Genomic DNA, 11,513 nt, shown 5'->3' with positions numbered 1-11,513 from the left:
TCGATCAGCGTGATCTTCAGGCCGTACTTCGCCTCGAGGGCCGCCCGGCGCTCGTACACGGCTTCCTTGCGGTAACCGACGATGACACCGACCTCGGTGAGACCGACCTCGGCGAAGTTGCCGAGGGTGAGGTCGAGAACGGTGAGCGACTCCTCGTCGCCCTCCGGGCCCACCGGCACCAGGGCCTTGGGCAGCGTGTCGGTGTAGGGGCGCAGACGCCGTCCGGCGCCGGCCGCCAGCACGAGGCCGATCATGCGGTTTCTCCTTCGTCGTGGACGGCGGGCGCCCCAGCGGACACCCAGAAGCGGATGCTCTCGACGAGCACCAGCAGAGCGACGCACACGGCGATGACCGTGAGCGCGACGGTGAACTGGGAGGCGGTCAGCAGCGCGGCAAGCACGGTGACGAGCAGCGTGCGCCCCTCCTGCCCCCCGATGGCGCGCACCAGCCAGGCCGGCGGCGCTCCGGCGTCGCCGCGGATGCGGTACACCGTGTCGTAGTGATGGTAGGCGACCGCCGCGACCAGCCCGAACGCCGCGGGAAGGGCGCCGTGGACGTCGGCGCGGGCGGCCAGCGCGAGCACCGTGCCGTACTCGGCGGCGCGGAAGAACGGCGGGACGAGCCAGTCCAGCGAGCCCTTCAGCGGACGGGCCGTGGCGAGCGCCGAGGTGAGGACGTAGACCACCGCGCCGACGACCGGCAGCCACCCGCCGAAGCCGGTCAGCGCCGAGCAGGCGACCACGGCGGCGCCGCCGAGGAAGGCGGCGGCCGGGACGGCGAGACCGGGCAGGCCCCGCCCCAGCACGCGGGCCAGGGCTCCGGCGAGCGGGCCGGTGTCCGCGAGGTCGGCGAGCGCGCGGGCGGCGCGGTCGGTACGGCGGGCCTTGCGGGTCAGCGAGCGCAGCACGCGCCCGGCGGTCGTGTACGCCGCGGCGAGGGCGCAGCCGATCAGCAGCACGTAGAAGGTGATGCGGGGGGTGGTGACCGCGGTGAGGACGGCGATCATGGCCCAGCGTTCGCCGATGGGCAGGACGATCATCCGGCGGACCCAGACCGTCCAGCCGACGCTGTCCAGCTTGTCGGAGAGGGCGGCGGTGGGGCTGGTGTTGGCGGTGGCGTCGTGGTTGGCCTCGTTGAAGGAGAAGTCCACGACGTGCCGGCAGGTCTGGAGGATCATCGCGCCGAGCGCGAGGGCCCAGACGTCGTCGCCGCCCCGGGCCGCGCCGAGCGCGAGTCCGGCGTAGTAGGCGTACTCCTTGGCCCGGTCGAAGGTGGCGTCGAGCCAGGCGCCGAGCGTGGAGTACTGGAGGGAGTAGCGGGCGAGCTGGCCGTCGGTGCAGTCCAGGACGAAGGAGGCGATCAGCAGCACGCCGGCCGCGATGAAGCCGGGGCGCGTGCCGGTGGCCGCGCACCCCGCCGCTATCAGCGCGGTGAGCAGGGAGGCGGTGGTGACCTGGTTGGGGGTGAGGCCCCGGCGGGCGCACCAGCGCGCGAGGTAGCGCGAGTACGGGCTGATGCAGAAGGTGGTGAAGAAGCCGTCGCGGGACTTCACCGCTGACTTCAGGCGTACGTCCTCCTCGTCGACGGCGAGGACGGCCTGCCGGGCCTCGTTGCGGGCCTGCGGGTCGGCGGGGACGGCGGCGACCAGGCTGCCCAGCTCGGGGCGGTGCACGGGGGTGCCGTCGGCGTCGAGGGCGGTGACCAGGCGGTCGGGCAGGCTGTCGACGGCGACCGCGGTGCCGCCGCCGGTCTCGTCCTGCCCCTCCAGGGCCCGGCTCAGCGCCTGCCGGGCGGTGCCCTGGGCGGTGACGGCGCCGGGGACGGCGGCGAGCGGGAAGCGGGGGTCCGTGAGGCCGAGGCGCAGGGCGTGCGGGTGGCCGACGAAGCGGGCGTCGACCAGGGCCACCCGCCCGTCGGCGGGGGCGTCCGCGATCAGGTTCCGGGCCTCGGCGGTGTCGGCGGCCATGCGCACGTCGAAGCCGAGGGACCGCAGATCGCCTTCGAGGGACGATCCGGGGACCGGCTGACCGGTGACGATGGCGGTCGGCAACCGAATTCACTCCCTGGGTCCGGCGCGGCGGCGCCGGTCTGCTGCGTGATTGGGGGCGCCCCTCGCCTGCGGCTCGCCGGGGCGGCATGTCGGCAGAGGCTATCGGATGGGCCGGTGCACCCGTTCACCGGGCGTTCAGGCCCGGTCCACCGGGGCCGCGCCCGCCTGTGCCGCGATCATCATCGGGGATCGAAGGGCCCGCCCACAAACCGCGCCCCGGCGGGCGGTGTGCAATCCGGACATCGAGGACGCCCGGCGGGGCTCGGCGTAGGGTCTGCGGGCATGACGTGGTTGATCACCGGCGGAGCCGGATACATCGGGGCCCATGTGGCGCGGGCCATGCACGGCGCCGGGGAGGACGTGGTCGTCCTGGACGACCTGTCGGCGGCGGTGCCCGAGCGGCTGCCCGAGGGCATCCCGCTGGTCGAGGGCTCGACGCTGGACGGGGACCTGCTGAAGCGGGTGTTCGCCGAGCACGGGGTGACCGGTGTGGTGCATCTCGCGGCACGCAAGCAGGTCGGGGAGTCGGTGGCGGAGCCCGTCCGCTACTACCGCGAGAACATCGGCGGCCTGGCGACCCTGCTGGACGCGATCGCGGACGCGGGCGTCCGGCGGCTGGTCTTCTCCTCCTCCGCGGCCGTGTACGGCAATCCGGACGTGGACCTGATCACCGAGGACACCCCCTGTGTCCCGGTGAACCCCTACGGCGAGACCAAGCTGGCCGGTGAGTGGCTGGTCCGCGCGGCCGGACAGGCGCACGGCATCTCCACGGTGTGCCTGCGCTACTTCAACGTGGCGGGCGCGGCCGCGCCGGATCTGGCCGACACCGGGGTGTACAACATCGTGCCGATGGTCTTGGACCGGCTGACCCGTGACGAGGCGCCCCGGATCTTCGGCGCCGACTATCCGACGCCGGACGGCACCTGTGTCCGCGACTACATCCATGTCGCCGATCTCGCCGAGGCCCACCTCGCGGCGGCCCGGCGGCTGTCCGAGGACGCGCCGGCCGGTGATCTGACGCTGAACGTCGGCCGGGGCGAGGGGGTGTCGGTGCGCGAGCTGATCACGCTGATCGGCGAGGTCACCGGGGACCGGCGGGAACCGGTGGTCGAGGACCGGCGGCCGGGGGACGCGCCGCGCGCGGTCGCCTCCGCCGAGCGGGCGGCGGCCGAACTGGGCTGGCGGGCCCGGCTCGGGGTACCGGAGATGGTCGCCTCGGCGTGGGCGGGCTGGCAGCACCACCGCGGCCGCTGAGCGCTGCCGTACGGCTCTGACCTGCGGATCGTTTCCGCAGGTCAGAGCATATGACAACGGTGTTCAGTGCCGCGTTGCCCAGGGGCCGCCGACCGTAGTTCACTGTGAGCCGGTGCGTTCGTTTGCGAGCCGGCGCGCGGCGCTGAAGGGCGGTTCTCTCATGGGGGCAGGGCACGACCACGGGCATGCGCACAGCCATGTGCCGTCCACCGGTACGGCCGCGGCCGCGTACCGGGGCAGGCTGCGCGCGGCGCTGGGCATCACGCTCACCATCATGGTGGTCGAGATCGTCGGCGGTCTGGTCGCGGACTCCCTGGCGCTGGTCGCGGACGCCGCCCACATGGCGACCGACGCGGTGGGCCTGGTCATGGCGCTGCTGGCGATCCACTTCGCGGCCCGGCCGCCGAGCACCCACCGCACCTTCGGCTTCGCCCGCGCCGAGATCCTGGCCGCGCTCGCCAACTGTGTGCTGCTGCTCGGGGTGGGCGGCTATGTGCTGGTCGAGGCGGTGCAGCGGTTCCTGCGGCCGGCCGAGACGCACGGCGGGCTGATGGTGGTGTTCGGCGCGATCGGCCTGGTGGCGAACTCCGTCTCGCTCCTGCTGCTGATGCGCGGGCAGAAGGAGAGCCTCAATGTGCGCGGTGCCTTCCTGGAGGTCGCCGCGGACGCGCTGGGCTCGGTCGCGGTGATCGTCTCGGCCGCCGTGATCCTTGCCACCGGCTGGCAGGCCGCCGACCCGATCGCCTCGCTGCTCATCGGGCTGATGATCGTGCCGAGGACGCTGCGGCTGCTGCGCGAGACGCTGGACGTGCTGCTGGAGGCGGCGCCCAAGGACGTCGACATGACCGAGGTACGGGCACACATCCTGGCGCTGGACGGTGTGGAGGACGTACATGATCTGCACGCGTGGACGATCACCTCGGGTATGCCTGTGCTCTCCGCACATGTGGTGGTGAGCACTGATGTGCTGAACGCCATCGGCCACGAGAAGATCCTGCACGAACTGCAGGGCTGTCTGGGCGACCACTTCGACGTGGAGCACTGCACCTTCCAGCTGGAGCCGGGCGGGCACGCGGAGCACGAGGCGCACCTCTGTCACTGAGGTACACGTACGGGTCGAGGACATGCGGACGTGCCGGGAAGTGCCGGGAGTGCCGGTTTCGTACGGCAGACTTGGGGGTGCGAAGACCGACGCGAAGGATGGGTATGCCGATCACACCAGCCACCGAGGCACACAGCTCGTCGAACGGCACCGCGGAGCCGATCTTGCTGGAACTCGTGGACGAGAACGGCGTGACGACCGGCACCGCGGAGAAGCTGACCGCCCACCAGCCGCCGGGGCAGCTCCACCGGGCGTTCTCGGTGTTCCTCTTCGACGAGCGGGGCCGGCTGCTGCTCCAGCAGCGGGCGCTCGGCAAGTACCACTCGCCCGGTGTCTGGTCCAACACCTGCTGCGGTCACCCCTACCCCGGTGAGGCGCCGTTCGCGGCGGCGGCCCGGCGTACCCACGAGGAGCTGGGGGTCTCGCCCTCGCTGCTGGCCCAGGCGGGCACCGTGCGCTACAACCACCCGGACCCGGCGTCGGGCCTGGTGGAGCAGGAGTACAACCACCTCTTCGTCGGGCTGGTGCAGCAGGCGCCGGCGCCGGACCCGGAGGAGGTGGGCGGGGTCGCCTTCGTGACGGCGGCCGAGCTGGCGGAGCGGCACGCGCGGGAGCCGTTCTCCGCGTGGTTCATGACGGTGCTGGACGCGGCGCGTCCGGCGATCAAGGAGCTGACGGGGTCGGCCGCGGGCTGGTAGGCCCGCGGGACCCTCATCCGGACAGTGCGGGTTTGAGCGGCAGGGCGGCCCAGATCACCTTGCCGCCGCTCGCCGTGTGCTCCACGTCGACCGCGCCGCCCGCCTCGCGCGCCACCTCGCGCACCAGCAGCAGCCCCCTGCCCCCGGTCTGACCGTGGTCGGCCTCCAGCGCGGTCGGACGGTAGGGATGGTTGTCCTCCACCGAGACCCGGACCCACTCGGCGCCGACGGCCACCTCCACCCCGAGCACCGGGGAGAGCAGCGCGGCGTGCTTGACCGCGTTCGTGACCAGCTCGGAGACGATCAGCAGCAGCCCGTCCACCACTTCGTCCGCGACCGGTACGCCCTGGCGCAGCAGCAGATCCCGTACGGCGTGCCGCGCCTGCGGGACCGACGCGTCCACGGCGGGGGCGGTGAACCGCCACACTCCTTCGTACGGCAGGGGTTCGGGCGGGCGCTCGGCGCCCTCCGCGGGGCGCGGCACACCCCCGCGCCCGTGGTTGTCCATCGTCCGGTCGCCACCCTCGCGCTCGATTGTCACCACACGTCGAGTGTTGGTAACGCCGGGGTGCGCTCCGGAGGACTGAACACAAGTCAGCGGGTATCGAACGGTTCCGACCGCATCCGTACGGTGTGGTCGCGCGGATGACCGCATCTGTCCCCCCGGCGTCCGATTCGAGAACTATTCAGGTTGTACGGGTTCGTCACATCTGTACGCGGGTGGTGCGAGCCAACTCACGCCGCCATGACCCGTACCCGCGGATAGCATCCGCCGCATGGAGCCCGAGCTGTCGCACGCCGTCGCCGACCGCGTCGCCACCGTCGTCATCCGCCACCCGGCCAAGCGCAACGCCATGACGGCCGCGATGTGGCGGGCGCTGCCCCCGCTGCTGGCGGAGCTGGCCGCCGATCCCGAGGTGCGCGCGCTGGTGCTCACCGGGGAGGGCGGGACCTTCTGCGCGGGCGCGGACATCTCCACGCTACGCGGTTCGCCCGCCGAGGCGCAGGGCCTCGCGGTGGCCGCCGAGGAGGCGCTGGCCGCGTTCCCCAAGCCGACGCTCGCCGCGATCAAGGGCCACTGCGTGGGCGGCGGAGCCCAGCTCGCGGCCGCCTGTGACCTCCGGCTGGCGGAGGAGGGCGCGCAGTTCGGCGTGACCCCGGCGCGGCTCGGCATCGTCTACCCCGCCTCCTCCACCCGGCGCCTCGTCTCCCTGGTCGGCCCGGCCACGGCCAAGCACCTCCTCTTCTCGGCCGAACTGATCGGCACCGACCGCGCGCTGCGCACCGGCCTGGTGGACGAGGTGCTCCCGGAGGGCGAGCTGGACAAGCGCGTCGCCGCCCTCACCGCCACTCTGGCCGCCCGCTCCCTGCTCACCCAGGCCGCCGCCAAGGAGTACGCCGACGGCCGCACCGACCGCGACTCCCACTGGACCGCCCAGTCCCTCGCCTCCACCGACACCGAGGAGGGCGTCACCGCCTTCCTGGAACGCCGCGAACCCCGCTTCACCTGGGGCGTGCCCACGACCGGGTGATCCGGCCGGGGCGTGGTGAGCCGCTCGTGGGGTACCCGGTGCGCACCGGGCAACCCGCCGGGTGGATTGGAGTTTCTCTCATGTTCCGTGCCATCGCCGATGTGCTGCGTCAGATAGGCGGGGCCATCGCCACTGTCGTCACCCTGCCCTTCCGGGCGCTCGCCCGGCTGTTCGGCGGGGCCTCCAGCGGCCGGGCCTGACGCGGGGCGCCCGGTGCGCCCTGTCGTACGCATCCCCGTGCCACCTGCCACAATTGCCGCGCAACGTTCAGCGTCAGAAGGCGGTACGGGATCGTGACGACACCCCTCACAGGGTCCATCGAAAGCAGGATCGCCGGGGAACTCGGCGTACGGGAGCGGCAGGTGAAGGCCGCGGTGGAGCTGCTGGACGGCGGTTCCACGGTGCCCTTCATCGCCCGCTACCGCAAGGAGGCGACCGAACTCCTCGATGACGCGCAGCTGCGCACCATCGAGGAGCGGCTGCGCTATCTGCGGGAGCTGGAGGAGCGCCGGAGCGCGATCCTGGAGTCGGTGCGCGAGCAGGGCAAGCTCACCGACGATCTCGAGGAGCGCATCCGGGGCGCCGAGACCAAGGCGCGCCTGGAGGACATCTACCTCCCGTACAAGCCGAAGCGGCGGACCAAGGCGCAGATCGCGCGGGAGGCCGGTCTCGAGCCGCTGGCCGAGGGGCTGTTGAGCGACCCGTCGGTGGAACCGGCGGCCGCCGCGGCCGCGTTCGTGGACGCGGACAAGGGTGTCGCGGACGCGCAGGCCGCGCTGGAGGGCGCGCGGGCGATCCTGACGGAGCGGTTCTCCGAGGACGCCGACCTGATCGGTGAGCTGCGCGAGCGGATGTGGACGCGCGGCCGGCTCGCCGCCAGGGTGCGGGACGGCAAGGAGGAGGCGGGCGCAAAGTTCGCCGACTACTTCGACTTCACCGAGCCGTTCACCGCCCTTCCCTCGCACCGGATCCTGGCGATGCTGCGCGGCGAGAAGGAGGAGGTCCTCGACCTCGTCCTGGAGCCGGAGGAGCCGACGGAGGGCCGGTCTTCGTACGAGGGCATCATCGCGAACCGGTTCGGCATCGCGGACCGGGGCCGTCCCGGCGACAAGTGGCTCGCCGACACCGTCCGCTGGGCCTGGCGCACCCGGGTACTGGTGCACCTCGGCATCGACCTCAGGCTGCGGCTGCGTACGGCCGCCGAGGACGAGGCGGTCGACGTGTTCGCCGCCAACCTGCGCGACCTGCTGCTGGCCGCCCCGGCCGGCACCCGCGCCACGCTGGGCCTCGACCCCGGTTTCCGTACCGGGGTCAAGGTGGCCGTGGTCGACGCGACCGGCAAGGCCGTCGCCACCGATGTGATCTACCCGCACGTGCCCGCCAACAAGTGGGACGAGGCGATCGCCAAGCTGGCCCGGCTGGCCAAGGAGCACACGGTCGACCTGGTCGCCATCGGCAACGGCACCGCCTCCCGCGAGACGGACAAGCTGGCGACCGAACTCATCGCCAGACACCCCGAGTTGAACCTCACCAAGGTGATGGTCTCCGAGGCGGGCGCGTCGGTGTACTCGGCGTCGGAGTACGCCTCCCGTGAACTGCCCGGCATGGACGTGTCGTTGCGCGGCGCGGTCTCCATCGCCCGGCGTCTGCAGGACCCGCTGGCCGAACTGGTGAAGATCGACCCGAAGTCGATCGGCGTCGGCCAGTACCAGCACGACCTCTCCGAGGTGAAGCTGTCCCGTTCGCTGGACGCGGTGGTCGAGGACTGTGTGAACGGCGTCGGTGTGGACGTCAACACCGCGTCCGTGCCGCTGCTTTCGCGGGTGTCGGGCATCTCCGCCACGCTGGCCGAGAACATCGTCACGCACCGCGACGAGAACGGCCCGTTCACCTCCCGCGCGGAGCTGAAGAAGGTGTCCCGGCTGGGCCCGAAGGCGTACGAGCAGTGCGCGGGCTTCCTGCGCATCCGGGGCGGCAGCGACCCGCTGGACTCCTCCAGCGTGCACCCGGAGGCGTACCCGGTGGTGCGGCGGATGGTGAAGACCACCGGGCAGGACGTGGCCTCGCTGGTCGGCAACACCGGGGTGCTGCGCTCGCTGCGGGCCGCCGACTTCGTGGACGACACCTTCGGCCTGCCGACCGTGTCCGACATCCTGAAGGAGCTGGAGAAGCCGGGACGCGACCCGCGTCCGGCGTTCAGGACGGCCACCTTCAAGGAGGGCGTGGAGAAGATCTCCGACCTGTCCGCCGGGATGGTGCTGGAGGGCGTGGTGACGAACGTGGCCGCCTTCGGCGCGTTCGTGGACATCGGCGTCCACCAGGACGGCCTGGTGCACGTGTCCGCGATGTCCAAGACGTTCGTCAAGGACCCGCGGGACGTCGCCAAGCCGGGTGACATCGTCAAGGTGAAGGTCCTGGACGTGGACATCCCGCGCAAGCGGATCGCGCTGACGCTGCGGCTGGACGACGAGGCGGCTCCGCAGGAGCGGGGTCCCCGCCAGCAGCGGGGCGGCGGCGCCCGCCCGCCCCAGCAGCGACAGGGCCAGGACGGTCAGGGCCGGCGTCAGGGCGGCGGCCAGGGCGGCCAGGGCCGTGGGAGCGGTGGCGGCAAGGACCGGGGCGGCCGTCCCGCCCCCGCGCCGGCCAACAGCGCCATGGCGGACGCCCTGCGCCGCGCCGGTCTGGTCGACCCGAACAAGGGCCGCCGCTGAGCCTGCCCCGCCCCCGCCCCCGGCCGCGACGCCGGGCCGGGGGCGGGGTTCAGCGTTCGGTCACCTTGCCGTCCGCGACCTCCAGGCGGCGGGTCACCTTGATCGCGTCCAGCATGCGCCGGTCGTGGGTGACCAGCAGGAGCGTTCCCTCGTAGGCGTCGAGTGCCGACTCCAGCTGCTCGATGGCGGGCAGGTCGAGGTGGTTGGTCGGTTCGTCCAGCACCAGCAGGTTGACGCCCCGGCCCTGGAGCAGCGCGAGGGCGGCGCGGGTGCGCTCGCCGGGCGAGAGGGACGCGGCCGGACGCAGTACGTGCTCCGACTTCAGGCCGAACTTGGCGAGCAGGGTGCGTACTTCGACCGGCTCGGTGTCCGGGACGGCCGCCTGGAAGGCGTCGAGCAGCGACTCGGAGCCGTGGAACAACTGGCGGGCCTGGTCGACCTCGCCGACCAGCACCCCGGAGCCCAGCGTGGCGTCGCCGGAGTCCAGCGGGACCCGGCCGAGCAGCGCGCCGAGCAGGGTGGACTTGCCCGCGCCGTTGGCTCCGGTGACCGCGATCCGGTCGGCCCAGTCGATCTGGAGCGAGACCGGGCCGAAGGTGAAGGCACCGCGCCGGACCTCGGCGTCCCGCAACGTCGCCACCACGGCGCCGGAGCGCGGGGCGGCGGCGATCTCCATGCGCAGCTCCCACTCCTTGCGCGGCTCCTCCACCACGTCCAGGCGCTCGATCATCCGCTGGGTCTGCCGGGCCTTGGCCGCCTGCTTCTCACTGGCCTCGCTGCGGAACTTGCGGCCGATCTTGTCGTTGTCGCTGCCCGCCTTGCGCCGGGCGTTCTTCACGCCCTTGTCCATCCAGGAGCGCTGCGTCTGCGCCCGGTCCTGGAGGGCGGCGCGTTTGTCCGCGTACTCCTCGTAGTCCTCGCGGGCATGTCTGCGGGCCACGTCCCGCTCCTCCAGATAGGCCGCGTAGCCGCCGCCGTAGAGGTTGATCTGCCGCTGGGCCAGGTCGAGTTCGAGGACCTTGGTGACGGTGCGGGTGAGGAACTCGCGGTCGTGGCTGACGACGACGGTGCCCGCGCGCAGCCCGGTGACGAAGCGTTCCAGCCGCTCCAGGCCGTCGAGGTCGAGGTCGTTGGTGGGCTCGTCCAGCAGGAAGACGTCGTAGCGGGAGAGCAGCAGGGAGGCGAGTCCGGCGCGGGCCGCCTGGCCGCCGGACAGCGAGGTCATGGGCCGGTCGAGGCCGACGGCGAGGCCGAGGGTGCCGGTCACGTCCTCGGCGCGTTCGTCCAGGTCGGCGCCGCCGAGGCCCAGCCAGCGGTCCAGCGCGGTGGCGTACGCGTCGTCGGCGCCAGGCGCGCCGTCGACCAGGGCCTGGGTGGCCTCGTCCATGGTGCGCTGGGCCTCGGCGACGCCGGTACGGCGGGCCAGGAACTCGCCCACGGTCTCGCCCGGCCTGCGCTCCGGCTCCTGCGGGAGGTGGCCGACGGTCGCGGTCGGCGGGGAGAGCCGCAGCTCGCCCTCCTCGGGCGCGGTGAGCCCGGCGAGGATCTTGAGCAGCGTGGACTTGCCCGCGCCGTTGGCGCCGACCAGCCCGATCACGTCTCCGGGCGCGACGACGAGGTCGAGCCCGGTGAAGAGGGAGCGGTCGCCGTGGCCGGCGGCGAGATTCTTGGCGACGAGGGTGGCAGTCATCAGGACGCCGATTTTAGTCGCGGGCCGACGCCCCCCGGACCGCTGCCACCAGTACCCCGCCGGAGGTGCGGGCCACGAGGTACGCCTCGCCCCTGACCGTCCTCGCATCGAGCGGCAGCCGGTGGTGACCGGGGCCGAGCACGGCGTCCAGCACGGTCCGGACATGGGTGCGGCGGAGCCGGTCGACGCGGTACGCCGTGAGCTGGACGCGGCCCGGCGCGCTCACGTCGATCTCGGCGGCGTACGGGCTCGCGGTCAGCGCGGTGAGGCGGCGGCGGTCGTCCGGGGCGCGGTCGAGGGCCTGCTGGAGCTGGGCGACGAGGACCGGGACGACCGGGGCGGGCGCGTCGACGAGGACGGTGCCGGTGTGGGCGAACGTCTCGCGCAGGGCGGCCCGTTGGGTCTCTGCGACGATCAACGCCGCCCCGTACTGCCTGAGTTCCCTGGCTGGGACGTCGGTGGCGTCCGGGGTGATG

The 11,513-nt window shown here is 72.8% G+C and carries 10 protein-coding genes and 1 pseudogene; 6 read left to right on the top strand and 5 right to left on the bottom strand.

Annotated elements, in window-relative coordinates:
- Together CCN33_RS10830 and CCN33_RS10825 are read right to left on the bottom strand one after the other, a co-directional pair.
- Positions 1 to 254: sugar phosphate nucleotidyltransferase (locus tag CCN33_RS10830; protein WP_167387824.1), on the bottom strand; the 254-nt coding region annotated here is incomplete at its 3' end.
- Positions 251 to 2,050: a DUF5941 domain-containing protein gene (locus CCN33_RS10825; protein ID WP_086693431.1), complete on the bottom strand. Its 1,800-nt coding sequence runs from the start codon at positions 2,048 to 2,050 to the stop codon at positions 251 to 253. The genes CCN33_RS10825 and CCN33_RS10830, both read right to left, overlap by 4 nt.
- A gap of 282 nt (positions 2,051 to 2,332) precedes the next feature.
- Here CCN33_RS10825 and galE point away from each other — a divergent pair, with 282 nt between their 5' ends.
- The 3 genes from galE (at position 2,333) to idi (ending at position 5,104) form a co-directional block, all read left to right on the top strand.
- Positions 2,333 to 3,304, top strand: a complete 972-nt coding sequence (gene galE / locus CCN33_RS10820; protein ID WP_086693430.1) for a UDP-glucose 4-epimerase GalE — start codon at positions 2,333 to 2,335, stop codon at positions 3,302 to 3,304.
- Between the two features lie 160 nt (positions 3,305 to 3,464).
- Positions 3,465 to 4,406 carry a cation diffusion facilitator family transporter gene (locus tag CCN33_RS10815; RefSeq protein WP_086693429.1) on the top strand — a complete coding sequence of 314 codons (942 nt, stop codon included), beginning with the start codon at positions 3,465 to 3,467 and terminating at the stop codon, positions 4,404 to 4,406.
- Positions 4,407 to 4,510: 104 nt separating this feature from the next.
- Positions 4,511 to 5,104 (top strand): isopentenyl-diphosphate Delta-isomerase, encoded by a 594-nt coding sequence (gene idi / locus CCN33_RS10810; protein ID WP_086693428.1) that lies wholly within the window; start codon positions 4,511 to 4,513, stop codon positions 5,102 to 5,104.
- A gap of 13 nt (positions 5,105 to 5,117) precedes the next feature.
- Here the strand turns inward: idi and CCN33_RS10805 are convergent, their stop codons facing one another.
- On the bottom strand, positions 5,118 to 5,612 hold the full coding sequence (locus CCN33_RS10805; RefSeq protein ID WP_086693432.1) for an ATP-binding protein: 495 nt from the start codon (positions 5,610 to 5,612) through the stop codon (positions 5,118 to 5,120).
- Positions 5,613 to 5,880: 268 nt separating this feature from the next.
- Here CCN33_RS10805 and CCN33_RS10800 point away from each other — a divergent pair, with 268 nt between their 5' ends.
- From CCN33_RS10800 to CCN33_RS10795, 3 genes are all read left to right on the top strand, one after another.
- Positions 5,881 to 6,636, top strand: coding sequence for an enoyl-CoA hydratase/isomerase family protein (locus tag CCN33_RS10800; RefSeq protein ID WP_086693427.1), 756 nt, complete (start codon positions 5,881 to 5,883; stop codon positions 6,634 to 6,636).
- Between the two features lie 80 nt (positions 6,637 to 6,716).
- The gene (locus CCN33_RS33500) at positions 6,717 to 6,836 is read left to right on the top strand and encodes an LPFR motif small protein (protein WP_254641675.1); all 120 of its coding nucleotides are present in this window, start codon (positions 6,717 to 6,719) and stop codon (positions 6,834 to 6,836) included.
- Between the two features lie 93 nt (positions 6,837 to 6,929).
- A complete protein-coding gene (locus CCN33_RS10795) occupies positions 6,930 to 9,347 on the top strand; it encodes a Tex family protein (protein WP_086693426.1) in 2,418 nt (805 codons plus the stop codon).
- Between the two features lie 49 nt (positions 9,348 to 9,396).
- Here the strand turns inward: CCN33_RS10795 and CCN33_RS10790 are convergent, their stop codons facing one another.
- Together CCN33_RS10790 and CCN33_RS31940 are read right to left on the bottom strand one after the other, a co-directional pair.
- Positions 9,397 to 11,037, bottom strand: coding sequence for an ABC-F family ATP-binding cassette domain-containing protein (locus CCN33_RS10790; RefSeq protein ID WP_086693425.1), 1,641 nt, complete (start codon positions 11,035 to 11,037; stop codon positions 9,397 to 9,399).
- A 13-nt stretch (positions 11,038 to 11,050) separates the two neighbouring features.
- Positions 11,051 to 11,513, bottom strand: a pseudogene (locus tag CCN33_RS31940) (oxidoreductase); the annotation flags it as partial.

The organism is Streptomyces recifensis (assembly GCF_002154615.1).
Taxonomy (GTDB): domain Bacteria; phylum Actinomycetota; class Actinomycetes; order Streptomycetales; family Streptomycetaceae; genus Streptomyces; species Streptomyces griseoluteus.
Note: the sequence above shows the minus strand (reverse complement) of the source record. Positions and strands in the feature narration are given on the sequence as shown.